The following is a 21091-nucleotide window of genomic DNA, read 5'->3' as shown; positions in this document are numbered from 1 at the left end:
CAGACTTTTTTATATTATTAATATTTTAGTTTTCAGTTCCTTCCCCCGGTAAGAATAATAAACCTTTGTATATTATATTACTTTTGCTATCTTCTACACTCAGTAAAGTTTGTATTGATGCTAAAGTGTCTGAGTTTACTAATCCAACTACTCTTTGCAAAATAATAAGTTCATAAAAATTATTATATATTTGTATTGTAGGTAGTATAGCACTTGGAGCATCTACATATGGTTCATATGTAGACTTAACTTTTCCATCTGGATTATATATTAAATTCAAATATTCTTTAGGCCTTGCAGCTAAATTTAATGAGTATTTATTTTCTCCACAATTAATGGTCAACTTATAATTATCTTTATAAGCTGCTTGGCACTTATTATTATCATAAAATGAATTTTGATTAAAAATCTCTATTAACTTTCCATTTTCATATTTATATATAACCCCTATTTCAAAGCCTCCAGATCCTCCAAACCCGCCTCTTACCATTATGTCTGATCTATTGTTTCCAGTAAAATCCCCTAAAAAAAGTTGCATCTCATATCCGCTATATGGAAAATCAATTGATATAGAATTTCCATTTTCTTGATTTAAAACAATCTCTATTTCATCTACATAAGAACTCTCCTTATACGGTGAAATACCTATTAAAATTACATCATCTTTTGAATGTTCCCCAGTTATATTGCCATTTGCAAAATCTACCATAACTTTTTCAGTTGAATTATTCATAGTTATCCTCCAATTAGATTTTTCAATTATATTATTTTATGTTATATGATTTTTTTAGTTACTATAAAAATTCACTATCATGTAATACAACTGAATTCTAATTTACTGAAATATTAAATACTACAATTTCTGGAGGATTTAAAAACCTTAACGGAATGCTTGTCATGCCAATCCCGCTACTGACATACATTTTTGTACTATCATTTATTCCTACATTCTTTTCTGAGTATAGTCCTTTAACATATTTACGTGCTCCTACTGGAAGTATTTTATCTGTTAGAAATGGGATAGTTACTTGACCTCCATGTGAATGCCCACTTAGAATAAAATTCTTGCTTGAAGATGTCATTAATTCCACAACATCTGGTTCATGAGTGACTACTAATTTGAATTTATTTTCTTCAATTTTGTAATCAGATTTTTTAGTATTTCCAAGCAAGTAATCATCATATCCGATTATGTTTAAATCATTTATATATGAATTTTCGTTTTTTAGAACTTTAAATCCACCTCCACTCATAAATTTTTCATATACTCTAGAAGCTCCACCTCCATAATCGTGATTTCCAAACACGGCATATTTCCCATATTTTGCTTCAATTTTACTTAAACTCTTCTGAAGACTATCAGTATCTAGTAAAGAGTAATCCCTTGCATAATTATCTAAAAGATCGCCTCCAAATATAACAATATCTGGATTTTGATTATTTATCTTTTTAACTATCTTATCTATATTACTTTGAGAGTATAGTTTCCCAAAATGTGTATCTGTAAAAAGTACAATCCTACAATCTTTTATATCTTTAACTTTCAAATCTACATTTTTAACCCTTAACATAGGAAGCTCTATGTATCTTGCATATGAAAACATAAGCAAACATATAATAATTGTTAAAATTATTAGTTTAAATATTTTGTTTAGTAATTTCAAATTCTATCTCCTTTTTTATTGCCTTTTAATAAATATAAATTTATCATTTTTATATTACATATATGTTACATTTCAATTATAAAAAAAGCTGTAAATAGTTTATTTTTTCATAAATCTATTTACAGCCTTAATATAATTGAACTAAATAATTCCTAGTTTATTTTTTACCTCAGGTAGATTTTTCATAAATGTAGAATAAAAATCTTTACCTTCTTCTATTTCAACACTATAGCAATTATCTAATAAGCTTTTATTAATTTCCTCAATTTCTTTTTCATCTCTAACAAACTTCAAACGGAAAGTTAGTGCTTTAATAAACTTATACCACTCTAATATAAATTTCTTATTCTCGTCGTAGTTATCGATTCCTACCCATTGTCTTACTTTTATATCCTTTAAATCTTCTTTGGGACAGTTTCCTACCTGTAAGAAGTACTTAAAATCATCATCTTTATATACTCTTCCAAGTGGAAATAAGCGACAAATATTCGGGCGCTTAGAGTGAATAGTACATCTTCCTTCTTTATTTAAAAAGCTACAGTTTTTGTTATCATCATTCATTTTTAAATACGGCAATAAAATTTTATTATTTTGACGTAATTCAATGTTTTGTCCTATTAGTTCATCAAACTTAACTCCTAAATATGTAACCATTTCATATACATCAAAAGGCGTAAGAACTACTAATTCTCCGACATCACGACAGCAATCATTACATCCATCACAACCACATGTATCTGCTTTTACTATATCTTCAATATCATATAATTTCCCATCTGAAATTTCTTCTAGTATATTTATCGATCTCATTTACTTTTTCCTCTTTCTTTAAAATACTTAATAAGTATTATTATACTAAAAATTTACTTACAACTTAATATATTTTCTATATTATTCAAAATAAAATATCATTCTTTTAATTTAATTTTAAAGCTTAAATAAATCTCCTTATTGCTATAATTTAGTCCGTTTCTATATTGACAGTTTTGCAATAAAATTATAATATCAATAGGGTTATAGTTTTTTTATATTTGGATAATCATAAAATTAAAATAAAGGATGATAAAAAATGACAGAACAAAATTTAAACTTGATTGATGAAGTTAAAAGAAGAAGAACTTTCGCAATCATTTCCCATCCCGATGCAGGAAAAACCACATTAACTGAAAAGTTTCTACTATATGGTGGAGCAATTCGTGAAGCAGGATCTGTTAAATCAAGAAGATCTCAAAAACATGCAGTATCTGACTGGATGGAAATTGAAAAACAAAGAGGTATATCTGTTGCATCAAGTGTTCTTCAATTTGAATATAACAACTTTTGCATAAACATTCTTGATACTCCAGGACATCAAGATTTCAGTGAAGATACTTATAGAACTCTTATGGCAGCAGACTGTGCAGTAATGGTTATTGACTCTGCTAAAGGGGTTGAGGAGCAAACAAAGAAATTATTCCACGTTTGTAAAATGAGAGGAATTCCAATTTTCACATTCATAAATAAAATGGACCGTCAAGGAAAAGACCCATTTGAACTACTTGAAGATATTGAAAATGTATTAGGAATTCGTTCTTGCCCAGTAAACTGGCCAATTGGTTCTGGTAAAGAATTTAGAGGTGTATTTAACCGTCATAAAAATCAAATAGAATTATTTGATGATGGTAACCACGGACAATCTATTGCTAAGTCTATAACTGGAGAGGTAACTGATGAAAAATTCAATACTTTATTAGGTGATGCTCTTCATGAAAAATTACTAGAAGATATAGAACTTTTAGATATAGCTGGTGATAATTTTGATTTAGATAAAATATTAAATGGTGAATTATCTCCTGTATTCTTCGGAAGTGCCCTTACTAACTTTGGTGTTGAACCATTTTTAGAGTCATTTTTAGAGATAACACCACCACCTATGCCTCGTAGCAGTAACTTAGGTGATATAGACCCTAATTCTGATAACTTCTCAGGATTTATATTTAAAATCCAAGCTAATATGGATAAAGCTCACAGAGATAGAATTGCATTCCTTAGAATTTGCTCTGGTAAATTTGAAAAAGGTATGTCCGTAAATCATGTTCAAAGAAATAAGAAGATAAAACTTTCTCAACCACAACAGTTTGTGGCACAAGACCGTGTTATAATAGATACAGCTTATCCAGGAGATATTATAGGTATACACGACCCAGGTATATTTAATATTGGTGATACTTTAAGTGAAAAACAATCAAAGCTTGAGTACACTGGTATACCACAATTTGCTCCTGAACATTTTGCAAGAGTTTCTACAAAGAATGCTCTTAAGAGAAAGCAATTTGTAAAAGGTATTACACAATTAGCAGAAGAAGGTGCTATACAAGTATTCAAACAACCTAACTTTGGTATGGAAGAACTTATAGTAGGAGTTGTTGGAGTTTTACAGTTTGAAGTTTTAGAATATCGTCTAAAGCAAGAGTATGGTGTTGAGATGATGATGAATACACTATCTTACCGTTATATACGTTGGATTGAACCTGAGACTTTCAATTCAGATAAGCTTTCGATGACAATGGATACAATACTAGTTGAAGATAAAAATAGAAATCCAGTATTGTTATTCCAAAATGAATGGTCTATTAGACATCTTCTTGAAAGAAATGAAGGTTTAGTTTTAAGAGAAACTTCTTTATAAATATCAATCCCCCTACGTCTGCTTTTTTTACATAGGGGGATTAATTTTATATTCTCCACACATTCTCTATGTTTTTTTAAGTGTATTTTTTACAAAGCTTTTTCTACTTTGACAGCAATACTTGCAGGCAATGTATTTTTAAGCTTCCACACAATATTTATAGGTTTGCTACCACTATAACTTACTATATCTGCTGGTCCTAAATAAATATACGGAGATGTGATTCCATCTTCTCTTTTATTTTCTCTCACAAATAGCAATACATTGTTATTTGTATTCATGTGATTTACATACCTTTGTCCCGTAGGCGAATCTATACTTGTCCTACTTTGACTTTGCCAATTAAATACTTTATCATTTATAGCATAATCTTCATACATAGTAGATGGAGAAAAATGTTTTTCGACTTTATTTAAAGTTATTAAAAATATATCTGTTTTTATTTCTTCAATGTATAAAACACCTTCTCTAAGAGGATATTGTTTATCTATAGTATTTTTCCCAAATGCTGCTAGTATTTGTTCTTTAGTATAAGTTGAATGAACTTCTAAATTACTTTCAAATTTAAGTCCATCACTTAATGTTTTTACCTTTATATGATTTAAGTTGTATTTAAGTACCTCTAAAATTTCTTCATACATTAATCTATTAGAATACAATCTTTTTAAAAACTCAATTATATTGTTTATACCTAATTCTTTAGGGCTCTTAGTATACAAAGTATAATACAACATAAGTAACATTTGCTCTTCACTATCAGTTAAATTCGCAATTTTATTTTCATTTTTATAATTTTGTAATGTTTCTATCCAAAATTTAAGAAGTTTTACAGAATCAGTATTTGTAAGTCTAATCATTCCACTACTTAAATATTTTTCATCTATATCAGAAAAATCTTCTTTAACTTTTGCATTTACACAAAGTCTATAAAAACTATTTTTAGTTTTGTAAATTTCTTTTAACGTTATATTATAAAATTCTATAAAGTTTTCTAAGTTTAACTTTTTACCACTTTCAATTTCAAAAGTTTTAATTTTATTTGTTATAGTTATTTTATTATTTATAAATGAATTAATATTTCTTAATATATACTCCTTAGCTTGCTTCTCCATATGAAGATGACAACCCTTAGGTAGTGTTATAAATCCATTTTCTATTTCTTCTTTTAGAACTTTTCCTTTTTTTCTTGCTATTGATGAGAACTTTTCATAAAAATTATAATTTTTATGTGCTTGTCCTACATAGTCAAGTACTGTTAAGCATTCTTTGTTATCACTAAGTCTAAGTCCTCTTCCTAGCTGTTGTAAAAATACAGTTAAGCTTTCAGTAGGTCTTAAAAATAGTATTGTATTAACTTCTGGGATATCTACACCTTCATTATATAAATCAACTACAAAGGCAAATTTGTACTTTCCGTTTATAAGGCCTGATTTTGCTTTATCTCTTTCATCTTTAGTGGTTTTTGAGCTTATGGTAACTGAAGGTATTTTTTTATCATTGAAATAATTAGCCATAAAATTTGAATGTTCTATACTTACACAAAATCCAAGTCCAACTACTTCATCAATATCTGATATATAATCATGCAAGCTTCTAATAACTAAGTCTGCTCTTTTCTTAGAATTTAACTTATCTATTGTAAGTAATTCTGTAAGTTCTTTATTGTCATACCCACCTTTTGACCATTTAAGTTTGCTTAAGTCAAGTTCATCACTTATACAAAAATATTGAAATGTAGATAATAACTTTTTATCTATAGCTTCACATAATCTCATTTCACTACTTATTCTTCCATCAAAATATTCTAAAACATCTTTTCCATCCATTCTTTCAGGTGTTGCAGTAAGGCCTAATAATACCTTAGGTTTAAAATGTTCTAATATCTTTTGATAACTAGGTGCACTTGCATGATGGAATTCATCTATTATTATAAAATCATAAAACTCTTTATCTAAACATTCATCAAACTTCTTAGAATTAAATGTTTGTATAGTCATAAATACATGATCTATATTATTAGGTGTAAAATTACCACTATATAATCCCCCAAAATTTCTATCTCTTAGTATTGTTCTAAAAGTTTTAAGACTTTGTGATAATATATCTTCCCTGTGTGCAATAAATAGTAATCTATTTACTTTACCTTTATTTTGACTTTTAAAATTTTTATAATCAAATGCAGATATAACAGTTTTTCCAACTCCAGTTGCTGCTACAACCAAATTTTTATTGTGCCCTAGTACATCTCTTTCAACACTTAAAGTATCTAGTATTTCTTGCTGATAATGATAAGGTCTAACATCAATATTAACTATATCGTTATTTTCATTTTTCAACTCACTTACTCTAGCTTTTTTTAGTTCCGTTTTTAATTTTTCTTCATCTTCTTCTGTAAAAGTTTTAAATTCTTCATCATTAAAATAACTTTCAAATGTAGCTTTAAATTTATCCACTATGTTTTTAGAATCTTTTTCGCTAACTTTCATATTCCATTCAAGACCTGTTGTCATTGCATCTTTTGATATATTCGATGACCCAATGTATGCTGTCGTAAATCCTGTGTTCCTATTAAACATATAACTTTTAGCATGTAGCCTTGTTCTTTGTGTATCATAGGATATTTTTACTTCTGTATTTGGAAGTTCTGATAAAAACTTTATGGCTTTAAATTCACTTGCTCCCATATATGAAGTAGTTATTATTCTAAGTTTTTTAGTTTGTGTATGTTCTATAAGTTCATCTTTAATAAGCCTCAGTCCACTCCATCTTATAAAAGATACTAATATATCTATATTATCACTACTTAATATTTCTCTTTTTAATTCACTTATTAAATCTGGTTCATTATTAGAATTTGTAAATAAATAGCTTTGTGATATAGGAGTTAGTGGTCTTATATTATTGTTTTTTATTTTAGATTTATTTATTTTTTCTTCTACACTTAATAATATTTCTCCATCTTTATGTATATTATTTTCTTTTATTTCTTTATCTTCTACTTGCTCAGATAAATAATTTATTATTTGATTACATATCTCAATTTGTTTATTTATATCTTTGTTTTTAATTAGATTTAAGCTTTTTTTAGTTACTTCTTGTAAATATTTAGAAAGAATTACTTTAGCTTCTTCTTTTTCTATTTCCTCTTTAAATATATTTATTTCATCTTCCCTAATTTTAAGTTCTTCATGTATTTTATTAGATATTACTTGTTCATATATCCCCTTTTTAATTTTCATTTTCTACCTCTTATTTTAATTATTATTAAAAAAATCTTTTTTCTACTCCTTCTATTCTTAAAATAGAATCAATAATATACTTATCTTCTGAGATTATATCACAATACCCTTCATGAGATGATGTACTTATCCAACTTTCATCCCCATTTATAAAGCATAAATCTTCAGGTAATTCAGGCTGCTCCCAAGAAAATAATGAATCAACTTCTTCTTTTAATACATTTTTAGAATTATCATCTATTTTATAATAATAAACTTTAGCTGTTGACTCAGTCAACATAGCACTTGGCCATTCAGATTGTTCTTTCATATCTATTAATGAACTTTCTAATTTTTTTAGAACATTTATTAGATTGTCACTTGAACTCATATCATTTCTTTCAACCAATAAAAACTTATCAGATAAACTTGTTACCAAATCTATAAACTCCTTATATCCTCTTCCTTCAACATTTCCTATTTCTATATGAAACATACTCTCCAACTCCTTATATTCTATAAAAATTCGCTTCGCTTGAGCGACTACATCTGCGAACCATTTCATAAGTTTTCCACAAATATTCGTTAATCATAAATTCTTAAGCGTAAAAATTAGGATTAGAGTTTTCAAAGCACATATGCCCTACTCTAATCCTATTTATTTTCCATTTATATATTAACTTGTCACTTTAGACTATATAATACTTAAAGTAATTTAATTAGTTCTTCTAAATCTTGACATAAAACTTTCGCAAGTTCAAAATCCATATCTCTTAAAGCTTTTGATATTTTTGTTTCAACTAATTTTTTCTTTTCTTCGATTTCTAGATAGTCTCTATCAAAATGGTTAGAATAAATCATTTTTCTAAACTTTTTCATACTAACTTTTCTAATTTTCTTATCTTCAATCATTAAAACATAGTCCATGCAATTATTTATAAATTGGTAATCATGAGAAACCATTAAAATTGCACCATTATAATCTTTTATAGCTTTTTCAAGTGCTATTTGAGAATAAGTATCTAGATGACTTGTTGGTTCATCTAAAAGTAGCATATTGGCCTTAATGTATGATACTTTAGCTAATTGAAGAATATTTTTTTCTCCACCAGATAAATCTTTTACCTTTTGTTCAATAGCATCTTGCCCAAAACCGTAATTTGAAATATATCTTCTAACATCTCTACGATTTTCAAATCCTAACTCAGAAAATTCTTTAAATATCGTGTTAGACTCATCTAAAATCTCTGATTGTGACTGAGATAAATAAGCTATCTTAATATCATCATTTATTTCAATTGATTTATTATTATTTTTGAATATTTCTCTAAGTATAGTTGTTTTCCCAACCCCATTTGTACCAGCAAGTGCTACTTTATCATTAGATTTAATTTCAAAATTAACATCTTCTAAAAGAACTTTATCAAAAGCCATTCTATAATCATTAACTTTTAAAGCAATAGTTTCTTCTATTTCGTTATCAGTGTCTAATTTAATATTTGGTTGTTTAATATCTACAAACGGTGCTTTAATTCTACGAGCTTCTAATCTTTCTTGTATTTTAACTCTAGCTTTTAAAGCTCTTCCGTTAGAAGCTTCAGCATTATAAGTTGCTCTTTCTCTTAACTTTTGGATTAAAGCTTCATTTCTCTCAATTTCTTCATCATCAGCAATAGATAATTCTTGTAATTCAATTTTAGTTTGAAGTAATGAGAAATTATAATCAATATATCTTCCATCAAATTCTTGAAGTTGTGCATTTTCAAGGTGTATAATTTTATTAAAACAATGATTAAGTAGATATCTATTATGTGTGATAACTAGTATTGTTTTCTTGTGAGAATTAATTAAATTCTTTAGAGCATTAAGATTTTCAAAGTCTAAAAATACATCTGGTTCATCCATAATCATCAAGTCAGGATTATTAAGCATTTCCTTAATTATTTGGATAAGTTTAAATTCTCCTCCACTAATTTCAGATAACTTTTTATCTTTATGATTACCTAAGTTTGCAAGATTTAGTTTTCTATTAATATTACTTTCATAATCATCACCATCAATTGCATCAAATGCATCTAAAGCTTCTTGGTACTTTTCTAAAAGCGCATCAATATCCGAAGATGTTTCCATTTCAGTACATATAGATGAAATTTTTTCTTGTAATTTTATAAATTCTTCTGCTATATATTCAAAAACTGTAGTTTCTTTACTTTTATTTTCTTGTAAGAACTGACTTACATATCCAATTTTGAAGTTTGGGTCTATTTCTAATGTTCCATCATACAAATATCTTTCTGGATCCATAATTATATCTATAAGTGTACTTTTTCCACTCCCACTAGCTCCTATGAAAGCACAGTGTTGACCTTCTTCTAATGTAAATGAAATATTGTTGTATAGATCTTTGTTTGGAAATGAGTAGGACAAGTTGTCAATTTTTATCATATTTATTACCTCTCTTTATCATTTAAAAAGAGCTTAAGTAAATAAGCTCTAGTATATATCAAATCCCAATTTTAAAATTGATTTTATATATAATAACGACATTCTTTTTAGATTTTCTTTTGATAGAATACCATTTTTTAAGACTTATTTCAATGGTTTTATATTGAAACCTGACTTGATTGATAGGTTTATTTATATGTATTCTTTTTAACTTATTTATTATATTGGTACAAAACTCATTTGTTCTTAATACTATAAAGTATACTAGCAAAATCTATGGAGGTGACATCTTATGACATCAATAGTAGATGTAAAAAATCTTACCAAAAACTTTTATAATAAAGATGGTGAAATCCAAGTTCTAAATGACATTAACTTTTCTTTAAGTGAGGGAGAAATTTTAACCCTACTTGGCCCTTCTGGAAGTGGTAAATCTACTATTTTAAACATTTTAACAGAGCTTCTAAAACCAACATCTGGCAAAGTTAATATAACTGGAAATATAGGTTATATGTTTCAAAAGGATCATCTTTTAGAGTGGCGAACTATAATGGATAATATTTTAATAGGACTTGAAATTCAAAAAAAGAAAACTCCTGAAGCTATTTCTAGAATTGAAAGATTATTAAAAACCTATGGTTTATGGGACTTTAGAAATATGTATCCAAAAGAACTATCCGGTGGTATGAGACAAAGAGTTGCTTTAATTCGTACACTTGCTGTAAATCCCGATATTCTTTTGCTTGACGAGCCATTTTCAGCCCTTGATTATCAAACTAGAATATTGGTTAGTGACGATGTTTACAAAATTATTAGAAATGAAGGTAAATCCGCAATATTAGTAACCCATGATATATCTGAAGCTATATCCATGTCAGATAAAATAGCAGTCCTTTCAAAGCGTCCTGCAACGATTAAAAGTATCTATACTATAGACTTGAAAATATCTGGAGAAAGAACCCCTATTATATCACGTAGTGCTGAAAACTTTAAAGATTATTTTAACATCTTATGGAAGGAGATCGATTCAAGTGAAACAAAATAATCTTTCCACAGGTCATATGGAGTATTTAAAATCAATAAAAAAAGAAAAGAGAATAGTATTTTTTTCTCAATGGCTTTTATTAATCGGATTTCTAGCATTGTGGGAAATACTAGCTCGCTTAAATATCATAGACGTATTTTTATTTAGTAAACCAAGTGATATATATACTTTATTTGTTAAATATCTGCAAACTGGTGAGCTATTAAAACACGTTTTAATATCTAGTTATGAAACAGTTGTCGGTTTGGTAATTGGTACAGTTTTAGGTATATTAATAGCTATTTTTCTTTGGTGGTCTGAACGTCTATCAAAAACTCTAGACCCGTTTTTGGTAGTTTTAAATGCACTCCCTAAGACTGCTCTTGCTCCTATTTTAATAGTTTGGGCTGGTGCTGGTATGAAGGGTATTATAGTTATCGCTATTACAATTTCTGTAGTTGTTACTATCCTTTCAGCCTATAACTATTTTATATCAGTAGATGAAGAAAAAATAAAAATGCTTAAGAGTTTCGGAGCTACTAAGTTTCAAATTTTAACGAAGTTAATTTTCCCTTCAAATATAGGAAATTTAATTAACTTAACAAAAATAAATATAGGTATGGCATGGGTTGGAGTTATAGTTGGAGAGTTCTTAGTTTCTAGATACGGACTTGGATATCTAATAGTTTATGGAGGTCAAGTATTTAAATTAGATTTGGTTATGATGGGTGTAATAGTATTAGCAATATGTGCTTTAGTAATGTATCAAGTTTTAAATATAGCTGAAAAAATTTATAGATCTAAAAGATAATTTTTATGCCATATAGTATTAACTATATGTAACATGTATTCTAAATTTTTAATAAAATAAATGGTATAAATTTTTTAAAGGGGGTTATTTATGTTCAAAAAAATCTCAACTTTATTGGCAGTGGCAACAAGCCTTGCATTAGGTGTTACTGGTTGTACAAAAGGTGCTTCTTCAGATGCTACTGATAAAGATATGACTAAGTTAACAGTAGGAGAAGTAACTCATTCTATATTTTATGCCCCTCAGTATGCAGCAATAACTCAAGGATTCTTTGATGAGGAAGGTATAGAAATAGATCTTATAAATACACAAGGTGCTGATAAAACTATGGCAGCCTTACTTTCAGGAGAGGTTGACATAGGTCTTATGGGGCCTGAAGCTTCTATTTATGTATATAATAAAGGCAATGACAACTACGCAGTAAACTTTGCACAATTGACTCAAAAGGACGGTAGTTTTTTAGTATCTCGTGAGAAAAATGATAATTTCTCTTTTGACCAATTAAAAGGTAAAGAAGTTTTAGGTGGTAGAAAAGGTGGAGTTCCTGAAATGACATTAGAATATGTTTTAAAGAAAAATAATCTATCTTTAGGAACAAATACTAAAAGTGGTGAAGTAAATGTACGTACAGATATTCAATTATCAGTTCCATGATAACAGTAAAACATTATGTATTACATCTAGTTATTTCTAAATACCATTTAATTCCTGATAAATTTTATTAAGAAGATTGCGAAAATGTTAAAACTTGAGTATATACTTAAGAAGAATTCGGTTGAAAAGTCTACTTTAATTAATGGCAAAATTATATGAAAATTTTTCTAATAAAATTCAATATAGTAAAAATATGAGTCCAAAAACTTATAAAATTATAGTAGATAATAAAAAAGTACATTTATTCGAATAAAGATTTTGAAAAAAATTCCGTAATATAATATAGACTCGCTTAGAAGAGAATATAATATGAAGCATTTTAAAAATTCAATATTCGTTGCATGTATAATTGTGTGTATGATGATACTGCAATCAATTTTAATATCAAGCCAAAATACACCTGAGTTTATTTTAAATTTAGGAAAGAGTTTATTTTATTTTGAAAAATTGATTGGTGCAGCAATATTAGCTTTTGCTATTGTAACAGATTTAAAAAACTATATATTATCTAGATACTAAAAAGAAGATGCCTTTAAAAGCATCTTTTTGATTTATTTTTGATAATTAATTAAATTATCCTGTAGGTAAAACCTTTGATAATACATTAAAGATATATTTTATCAGATTTAATGGTTCCAGCTTCTTCATTTTTTGTTTTGGAACTATTATTTTATTTAACTCTTCAACAAATGAAGTCCAGTGTAAGCTCGCTCCTACAATCTCAAAACTAAGTATTTTTAATTCATCATTTAGATATTTATAGTTTATAATAATATAATTTTTAGATGTAGTTTTACTTCCTATTCCAGTCATACCCCCAACAATAGCTCCTAAAGGACCTAATAGTACTCCTCCAATTACAACTCTTCCAACTACACTTTTTTCTTTTTCCTTTTCTAAAATTTCTTTTTCATTAGCAACTGTAACGCCTACTAGTCTATCCATATCTATACTTACTTCAGGTAAATGTTTGAAAGCTCTAGGTCTAACAGTTAAATAGTTTTTGTCTTTCTCTATGCTTAAAGCAACAGCTGTACCTCTTCCATATCCAGGAATACCATATATAAATGATAAGTTTACAGATCTATCTCCATTTTTATTTTTTTTGTAAATATTCCCATAATAATCTCCTTAAATATTTTTACCAAAATTATACAATAAATAAAATTTACAAATTAGAACTAAAACATCTAAATGATACCAATTACATATTGTAAGGAGAATTATAAGTTTGGTTAATAATAAAAAACTGGGATGACCAGAATCTATTAAAGCTTAAACTATAACTTTTATAAGTGTTTAAATTTAAATATTTTAATACTTTTTAAATGAGAGGGTGTATAATGTTATACACTAGATATGAATGGGAGTTGAAAATATATGTAGATTTAAAGGTTTATATTCATTTGCAGAAGTCACTAAATTATGGAGATTAAAAGATTCTACCTTAAGGAAAGCTGTTGAAACTGGAAAATTAGTAGCTGATGAAGATTGTAAAAAGTTTGCCAGAGATTGGGTAGTAAAAGAAACTTCAATGATAAGGGAATATGGAGAATTGAAAAACAATGAATAAACAAACTATATGCAAAGATAAGAATTGTAAATTTTTTAAAACCTGTTTAATAAAGGATGTTGAAATTCTTAAAAAATGAACAGAAAGAAAAAAAATGTGAAAGTTGAAAAGTAGTAGGGTTAAGCTCCTACTACTTTTATATATATAGATTTATCTTTGTTAATAATCTAAATAACTAATAATTAGCTTAAGATAACTACAAATATTTATCTATGCTATGTTTTTAAATTTTACTCTAAATACATTAACTATTTCTCTATGGTTTTTTTGTAAATATATAAAAGGCATAATAGATATAATAGATCCTACAGTATATAGAAAACCAGTTAAAAGTTCTGGTAATTGACCTATGTTTAATAAGTAAACTATTTTGTCTACAACAACAAATCCAATAGGTAAATGTAATGCGAAAAATGTTAATGAATTTTCTCCTATGAATGATAATTTTTTACTTTTTCCTATTAACTTTGAAATATAAACAAATGTATATATACCTGCAATAGATAGAAACACTTCTCTGAATAGAGAATATATTCCAATGGGAATATTAAATCTATTCTTAAATAAAAAATTTACGGTATTTTGGTCAAAACACATAGATACACTTATGAATGCTAATATTATAAAAAGAAAGCTTCTATATTTATTTGAAACAACTATATGTTTTACTTTTAAAAAATACCCAATTGCAAAGAATAACATATAATAAATTGACGCATCGAAACTCCATACTAAGGTATTTACAGATCCTGGAACAAGTAGAACTACACAACCTATATATGCAGATATAACCAAAATAATCCATATAAAAAATTCTTTTCTTACGTATTTTATAAGTATAAAAAATAATATTTCAACTGTAAAAATAGATGTTAAAAACCATAGCGCAACATTAAATGGTATAAAATTACGCTTTGATAGAATTAGTTGATTAATCCAAAAGTTTAAATCTATTTGACTAGTATTCACTCCTATATTTGACGTTAGATATACTATAATCATTGATATAATTGAAAAAATTAAATATGGTAAAAGTAGTGATTTTGCTTTAGTTTTAATAAACTTTAGCAAGTTAGGATATTTTTCATATGTAAATAAATATCCTGATAAAAAGAAAAATAACGGCATGTGGAATGAATAAATATAGGGGAACATAATACCTTTATGTCCTAAAATTACAGCAATGATTCCTAGCCCTTTACAAATATCAATCCACTCTATTCTTTTACGATTAACACTGTTTAATTTTAATGTTTCTGCTTGAATTGTCATAACCCCCTTATATATTTTAAAAATTGATTATAATTTCATATATTATTTTACATATATTGTAATTTTTTTACAATGAAAATTTATCTTTTTATTAACTATATAAAGATTAAATACTAAATATTAGCATTGAAAGAGCTCTAATAGAATTTTGTAATATACGGATCTTGTTAGCAATCTAAATAACTAATAAGTTATTTAGATTGCTAACAAAGCTTATCTAGAATCTCTATAAAAGTTCTAAATACGTAGTACTAACATAACCAAGCCCTTTATTGCCATTAAACCCTTCTATGCTTATCCATCCATTTAGGCAATATTGTAAGTTAACTATATCACCATTTTTAACTTGACCTATAACATCATATTCAGTACCTCTATCCCATCTTACATTTAAAACATCTGCTGTAACTCTAGCTCTTTTTCCTGAGTAATCTCCATTTGCAAATCCTTCACTTGGTGATGTTTGACTATCATCTACATAAGTTACACCTAAATATGTACATATACCTTTAGCTATAGCTGTTGCAAACTCTTCTTGTTTATTCTTTAATAAGTTAGCATCTTCTGAGTTAGAAATAAATGCTAATTCTACTAAACAAGCGTCCATATTAGTCTCTCTTATAACATGGAAATTACCTTCCTTAACACCTCTATTTTTAGTATAAGTTTTAGAATTTATGATTTCTGTATGTACTTTGTCAGCTAATGGTCTATATGCAAATTTGTAACAATAAGTTTCTATACCTTGAGCAGAAGTTGCGTCTGCACTATTTGCATGTATAGATACAAAACAATCTGCTCCCCAACTATTTGCATCTGTACTTCTATATTCTAGAGTTTTAAAATCATCTATTGTTCTTGCCATTCTTATGTCTAAATTACATTTTTTTAGTTTTGCTTCTACTTTTTTAGCAACAGCTAGTACTATATCATTCTCTTTAATTCCATTTCCTATTGCTCCTGAATCTGTTCCTCCATGACCTGGATCTAAATAAACTTTTTTCATAATTAATTACCTCCTAAATTTAATAGTTCTATTTTTGATTTTGCTATTTTAAAATAGTCTTCATCTTTTATAAAGGGATTATGTTTTGCAAATGTAAACCCTGTACAAGTGTTTTTTGTTCAATACTAATCATAATTTTTAATGTTATACATGTTGTCATAATTAAACACTAACCTTTTCTAATATTTTATCTATTTTATTTTCTGTTCTAGTTATGTCATTTCTCATATCTTTTGCTATTATTTCTACGCTTTCTGCTAACTGTTCATTTGTAGCTAACAGTTTAGCATTAGTTTCTAATATTTTATCTTCTCTAGCTCTATCTGCAAGCTTATCTTCTTTTCTTTCTTCTCTGTCTGCTTTATCTTTGTTATTTAAATAATATCCAAGAGCCATGCAACAAGCTATTGGAAATCCTACGTTTTGTATTAATGTTATAAAATCCATGAGTTCCTCCTATTCAATTAAATTAACTTCCTATGGCAAACCACTTTATTGTTCTTGCTCGATCATTGAAACCACTTACAAATGTAGTAGTTATTTGTGATCCGAAATTTGATGTACCATCTACTGTTGCTCTGAAAAATCCTGTACTATCACCTGTAAATTGTGTAAACACTCCAACGCATTTATTTTTAAATGGCTTTGGAAATGAAATATACGTCGTCGCATCACCGAATCCACTAAAAAATCCCCATTGAATTATTAAACCACTCGAAAAAATGTGATATACCGCTTCAGAATTATTAAACCCTAAATTCGAAATTACTTCATTACCTTTATTTGTAAGTCTTCCTCCAATCTCAACTCCATTTCCGAAGTCATTATTATAATTTAAAAATAATTTATTTGCTCCAACTTCTAAATCTCTATCACCCGCTCCAACTATAGCTCTTTTACCATTTATAACGATGTCCCTACCCCATAAAAGTGTATATCCATTTGTAGGATGATCCACATAAAAACTTCCACCTCTTGCTGTAACTCTATTTTTTGTAACACTAAAAAGACTATTGTTTGTAGCTTTATCCACTATGACGATACCATAATTATTTATAATATTCGTTGTAGAAGCATTGATACTGTCAATTTCAATTCCATTTATATCTATTTTTACACTAGAAGAAAAAATTTCATTGCTTTTTTTATTATATAATTGCAATTCACCTTCATTAACCATTATAATTACATACTTTTATAAAATAACTTTTAACCATTGAAGTTAAGCCATTTTTAGGTAATATATCTTGCATCCTTGATAATATTCTATCTGCAGACATATACGCTCCATGTTGGACACTATTTGTATTTACCTTTTTCCCTCCTGGCCCACCTTTATTTCCTTTTGCATTCTGATTTCCTTTAGGGGCTCCAGGCTTAGGTATTCTTTCAGACCATTTATCATTATATTTCCAAGTTCTAATATTAGCTGGCTTTTCATTTAACATAGATGCAATCTCAGTTAATTTTATATTGCCTCTTTTTTCTATGTAAATTTCACATGCCTTTTCTCTGTTTGGATTTTTTACTCTTGCTATATTAATCACCTCTTTCCAACTATTCCCTAAGTATCGTTATATGTATTTAAAATAAAATAAACACCCTTACAATCCATTTAATGGTCTATAAGGGTGTTTTTACTAGATTATTTAAATATATTTTTAAGTGATAGTGAATAAGAAATTTAGTATTTCATGACAGTATATATCATTATTTAAAGACTTACTTGTCTATACTGAAAGTTGTTATCTTACTAAACTCTATATGTTCTTCTCTTTTGGTGAATGGTCCCATATCCCCAGTCTTTTTGAAGCAGTATCTTCCTCTTCCAACTCCTTTAGCTAATTCATCATACCAATTGACAAAAGCTGTTAATTCTTTATCTGATAAGCTATATTCCTTTTGTATTTCATCTTTCATTGTTATTGTTAAAATGGACTTAGCGTTTGGATCTGGGTCTGGGTCTGGCTCTGACTTTGAACCAAAATATAAGCCCCACTCTAATACTTTGTATGTATCTTTTATATACTTCGGATGATCCATAAACATATATGCTTTTTTAACATCATCGTAAGTCTTATCTAAATCATATATTCCACCATCTCCTACAAATGTTTTACTTTTTATAGGGAATATATGTACTCCTTTAGAATCTACAAATGCCAGAGTAAATAAAAAACCTTTTTTCTTAGCTATCTCATCTACCTGTAATTTGTATTTACTTATTGATACAGGATTTTCAAAGTCGTATACTAAAAAGTCTGATTCACTACCTGCTAATGATGTAGTTAATTCAAATCCAGTTGTTTCATTTCCGTCAGTTACTAATGGAGTAGTTCCGTTAATAGTATTGTAATTCGTCCCATGTATTACATTTTTTCCTAATAATAATTCTTTAAAGCTTTCATCTTTTTTAATTGTCATATTCTTTCTCCTTTTTATATAAAAATATTAGCAATTTATCTACATGACGTATTATGTAAATACTCGCTTAAAACTTTTCATTTAATCCTTCTATTTTAATATTTTCAAACAAACATCATTTCACATGAAGATTTAGTTTATTTACTATGCTTGCTTGTCTATACTGAAAATTATTATCTTACTGAATTCTATATGTTCTTCTCTTGTACTGAATGGCCCCATATTCCAGTTCTTATCGAAACAGTATCTTCCTCTTCCAACTCCTTTGGCCACTCCATCATACCAATTAACAAAAGCTGTCACTTCTTCATCTGATAAGCTATATTCTTTTTGTATTTCATCGTTCATTGTTATCGTTAAAATGGACTTAGCATTTGGATTTGGATCTGGATTTGGATCTGGATCTGAACCCAAATATAAGTCCCACTCTAATACTTTGTATGTATCGTTTATATACTTAGGATGATCTATAAACATATATATTTGGTGAACATCATCGTAAGTCTTTCCTAAATCATATATTCCATCATCTCCTACAAATGTTTTACTTTTTATAGGAAATACCTCCTCTCCTCTAGAATTTATAAATGCCATAGTCAGTAAAAACCCTTTTTTCTTAGCTACCTCATCTATCTGTAATTTGTATTTATTTACTGATACAGGATATGCAAACCTATATCTTAAAAAGTCCGATTGAAGACCTGCTAATGATGTACTTAATTCAAATCCAGTTGTTTCATCTCCATCAGTTACTAATCGAGTAGTTCCATTAGTACTTAGTGGACTCGTCCCATGTATTATGTCTTTCCCGGATAATGCTGCTTTTAAATTTTCATCTTTTTTTGTTTTCATATTCTTTCTCCTTTTATATAAAAATATTATCAATTTATCTAGATAGCTTATTATGTAAACACTCATTAAAACTTGCCATTTTAATCTTTCTATTGCACATTTCCTAATAAACATCATTACATCTTAAGATTTAAAACATTTTACTATCTTATAAAACTCAATATTTTAACCATTTAATTACTTTTTCTGCTCTGAAGAATCTATACATTCCAACTATGCCCTAAATATAATTTTTCGGTATAGTCAAACAAGAATCTAGTATTTCCAATAGCTATATCATTTTTCTTCATTGCTACTTATGCAACTCAGTGCTAAAAATACTGTTTTTTGCTAAAAGTTTAGTTGTAGTAAACTAAAACCTCTAGTTTTACATCAAAATTGTATTTCATTATTATCAACTCTTATATAGTTACTGCTTATATTTTTTTGAATTTGTGAGTCATAGCCCTATAAATGTACTCATATACCACTTTAACAAACACTTTTTAACCTCAACCTCTATACCTATTCCAATTACTGGCATGTAGAATTGTCTTTGTTTCCAGATTAAATCTGTTTATTATTTTTTTTATTTCTTTATTAGGTTTATATATACAAGACTACTCAACAAATTGAAATTACTTAATTTAAGACTAGTTTTAAAAAAACAATACTTATGCTCCAAAACTATATAGATTACACATATCTTTAATTAGGCTTTTTACCTATATATAAATAGAAGGTATTTTCATTAGTTTTTCCTATTTGCGATAGTGTTCTTTTTTGGAGCATATATTTTATAAAAAAATTAGAGCATACTGGATATTATCCCAGCTGCTCTCTTTTTATCTTTTCTATCTATACCTATATACTTCATAGTTGTTTCTGGACTTTTATACCCTAACTGTTTACTCACAAATACTATATCATTGGTCATCTCATATAACCATGTAGCATAAGTTTTTCTTAAACTATGTCCTGAAATATGTTCTAGCCCTAGTCCTTCGCCAATGTTCTTTAAAACTCTACTAAAAGACTTTGCTGTTATATACCCATACTCACCATTCGAGAAAAATGCATATCCACTATTTTTCTTTCCTTTTACATAATCTTTTAGTGCTTTTTCTAACTCAGATCTAGGTTCTATTTCTGCATACCTCTTATTAGGTTTCTTCCTTTTTGAGTTTGGATTCTCCTTAACATGTGTTAACCATGAGTTATATTGCTTTTTCTCTTGTATTAGGAAATTTCCATTTTGTATAGCCTCTCTTATGTCCCCTATGGTTAAATCAACTATATCTTGGAGTCTGTATCCTGTAGCTATACCAACTAAAAATAATATTGAATTTCTTTCTGCATTAACTTTACTATTTTCTTGTAATTTATACTTAAACCTTTTGTAGTAATTATGTGGTATAGGATTCGATGGTACCTTTAAATCGGCTTTATCTATTTCTTCAGTCAAATAAAAGTCTTTAATCATTATAATTCATCACCTCCT

General features: G+C 27.7%; 21 protein-coding genes. 6 read left to right on the top strand and 15 right to left on the bottom strand.

Annotated features, from left to right (window positions below; genetic code table 11):
* Window positions 1-25: 25 nt before the first annotated feature.
* From GFJ41_RS02335 to GFJ41_RS02325, 3 genes are all read right to left on the bottom strand, one after another.
* The gene (locus GFJ41_RS02335; protein ID WP_170074502.1) at window positions 26-733 is read right to left on the bottom strand and encodes a YybI family spore inner coat protein; all 708 of its coding nucleotides are present in this window, start codon (window positions 731-733) and stop codon (window positions 26-28) included.
* A gap of 97 nt (window positions 734-830) precedes the next feature.
* The gene (locus GFJ41_RS02330; protein ID WP_170074501.1) at window positions 831-1664 is read right to left on the bottom strand and encodes a metallophosphoesterase; all 834 of its coding nucleotides are present in this window, start codon (window positions 1662-1664) and stop codon (window positions 831-833) included.
* 141 nt (window positions 1665-1805) lie between these two features.
* On the bottom strand, window positions 1806-2474 hold the full coding sequence (locus GFJ41_RS02325; RefSeq protein WP_170074500.1) for a YkgJ family cysteine cluster protein: 669 nt from the start codon (window positions 2472-2474) through the stop codon (window positions 1806-1808).
* A gap of 259 nt (window positions 2475-2733) precedes the next feature.
* On the opposite strand from GFJ41_RS02325, the gene GFJ41_RS02320 reads away from it, so the two are divergent.
* Window positions 2734-4332: a peptide chain release factor 3 gene (locus GFJ41_RS02320; RefSeq protein WP_170074499.1), complete on the top strand. Its 1599-nt coding sequence runs from the start codon at window positions 2734-2736 to the stop codon at window positions 4330-4332.
* 89 nt (window positions 4333-4421) lie between these two features.
* Here the strand turns inward: GFJ41_RS02320 and GFJ41_RS02315 are convergent, their stop codons facing one another.
* The 3 genes from GFJ41_RS02315 to GFJ41_RS02305 form a co-directional block, all read right to left on the bottom strand.
* On the bottom strand, window positions 4422-7571 hold the full coding sequence (locus GFJ41_RS02315) for a DEAD/DEAH box helicase (RefSeq protein ID WP_170074498.1): 3150 nt from the start codon (window positions 7569-7571) through the stop codon (window positions 4422-4424).
* A 25-nt stretch (window positions 7572-7596) separates the two neighbouring features.
* The gene (locus GFJ41_RS02310) at window positions 7597-8046 is read right to left on the bottom strand and encodes a hypothetical protein (RefSeq protein ID WP_170074497.1); all 450 of its coding nucleotides are present in this window, start codon (window positions 8044-8046) and stop codon (window positions 7597-7599) included.
* A gap of 209 nt (window positions 8047-8255) precedes the next feature.
* Window positions 8256-9995 (bottom strand): ABC-F family ATP-binding cassette domain-containing protein, encoded by a 1740-nt coding sequence (locus GFJ41_RS02305; RefSeq protein ID WP_170074496.1) that lies wholly within the window; start codon window positions 9993-9995, stop codon window positions 8256-8258.
* A 292-nt stretch (window positions 9996-10287) separates the two neighbouring features.
* Here GFJ41_RS02305 and GFJ41_RS02300 point away from each other — a divergent pair, with 292 nt between their 5' ends.
* The 4 genes from GFJ41_RS02300 (at window position 10288) to GFJ41_RS02285 (ending at window position 13003) form a co-directional block, all read left to right on the top strand.
* Window positions 10288-11040 carry an ABC transporter ATP-binding protein gene (locus GFJ41_RS02300; protein WP_035116554.1) on the top strand — a complete coding sequence of 251 codons (753 nt, stop codon included), beginning with the start codon at window positions 10288-10290 and terminating at the stop codon, window positions 11038-11040.
* A complete protein-coding gene (locus GFJ41_RS02295; RefSeq protein ID WP_035116555.1) occupies window positions 11027-11830 on the top strand; it encodes an ABC transporter permease in 804 nt (267 codons plus the stop codon). Before GFJ41_RS02300 ends, GFJ41_RS02295 begins: the two co-directional genes overlap by 14 nt.
* Window positions 11831-11920: 90 nt before the next feature.
* Window positions 11921-12484, top strand: a complete 564-nt coding sequence (locus GFJ41_RS02290) for an ABC transporter substrate-binding protein (protein WP_170074495.1) — start codon at window positions 11921-11923, stop codon at window positions 12482-12484.
* A gap of 309 nt (window positions 12485-12793) precedes the next feature.
* A complete protein-coding gene (locus tag GFJ41_RS02285; RefSeq protein WP_170074494.1) occupies window positions 12794-13003 on the top strand; it encodes a hypothetical protein in 210 nt (69 codons plus the stop codon).
* Window positions 13004-13057: 54 nt separating this feature from the next.
* Here GFJ41_RS02285 and GFJ41_RS18670 read toward each other — a convergent pair whose 3' ends face one another.
* Window positions 13058-13501: a hypothetical protein gene (locus tag GFJ41_RS18670; protein ID WP_500048745.1), complete on the bottom strand. Its 444-nt coding sequence runs from the start codon at window positions 13499-13501 to the stop codon at window positions 13058-13060.
* Between the two features lie 346 nt (window positions 13502-13847).
* Between GFJ41_RS18670 and GFJ41_RS02275 the strand changes: the two genes are divergently transcribed.
* On the top strand, window positions 13848-14057 hold the full coding sequence (locus GFJ41_RS02275) for a helix-turn-helix domain-containing protein (RefSeq protein WP_170074493.1): 210 nt from the start codon (window positions 13848-13850) through the stop codon (window positions 14055-14057).
* Window positions 14058-14267: 210 nt separating this feature from the next.
* Here GFJ41_RS02275 and GFJ41_RS02270 read toward each other — a convergent pair whose 3' ends face one another.
* The 8 genes from GFJ41_RS02270 to GFJ41_RS02235 form a co-directional block, all read right to left on the bottom strand.
* Window positions 14268-15329 (bottom strand): acyltransferase family protein, encoded by a 1062-nt coding sequence (locus GFJ41_RS02270; protein ID WP_170074492.1) that lies wholly within the window; start codon window positions 15327-15329, stop codon window positions 14268-14270.
* A gap of 226 nt (window positions 15330-15555) precedes the next feature.
* Window positions 15556-16335: an N-acetylmuramoyl-L-alanine amidase gene (locus GFJ41_RS02265; protein ID WP_170074491.1), complete on the bottom strand. Its 780-nt coding sequence runs from the start codon at window positions 16333-16335 to the stop codon at window positions 15556-15558.
* 162 nt (window positions 16336-16497) lie between these two features.
* Complete coding sequence (locus GFJ41_RS02260) at window positions 16498-16782, bottom strand: hypothetical protein (RefSeq protein ID WP_170074490.1); 285 nt, start codon at window positions 16780-16782, stop codon at window positions 16498-16500.
* A gap of 22 nt (window positions 16783-16804) precedes the next feature.
* Window positions 16805-17515 (bottom strand): gp53-like domain-containing protein, encoded by a 711-nt coding sequence (locus GFJ41_RS02255; RefSeq protein ID WP_170074489.1) that lies wholly within the window; start codon window positions 17513-17515, stop codon window positions 16805-16807.
* Window positions 17508-17882 carry a phage terminase small subunit-related protein gene (locus GFJ41_RS02250; RefSeq protein WP_170074488.1) on the bottom strand — a complete coding sequence of 125 codons (375 nt, stop codon included), beginning with the start codon at window positions 17880-17882 and terminating at the stop codon, window positions 17508-17510. Before GFJ41_RS02250 ends, GFJ41_RS02255 begins: the two co-directional genes overlap by 8 nt.
* 175 nt (window positions 17883-18057) lie before the next feature.
* A complete protein-coding gene (locus tag GFJ41_RS02245) occupies window positions 18058-18759 on the bottom strand; it encodes a hypothetical protein (RefSeq protein ID WP_170074487.1) in 702 nt (233 codons plus the stop codon).
* A gap of 144 nt (window positions 18760-18903) precedes the next feature.
* On the bottom strand, window positions 18904-19611 hold the full coding sequence (locus GFJ41_RS02240; protein WP_170074486.1) for a hypothetical protein: 708 nt from the start codon (window positions 19609-19611) through the stop codon (window positions 18904-18906).
* Window positions 19612-20398: 787 nt separating this feature from the next.
* Window positions 20399-21073, bottom strand: a complete 675-nt coding sequence (locus GFJ41_RS02235; protein ID WP_170074485.1) for a tyrosine-type recombinase/integrase — start codon at window positions 21071-21073, stop codon at window positions 20399-20401.
* Window positions 21074-21091: the final 18 nt, after the last annotated feature.

Source organism: Paraclostridium dentum (assembly GCF_012922555.1).
Lineage (GTDB): Bacteria > Bacillota > Clostridia > Peptostreptococcales > Peptostreptococcaceae > Paraclostridium > Paraclostridium dentum.
This window is presented reverse-complemented; position numbering and strand designations above follow the sequence as displayed.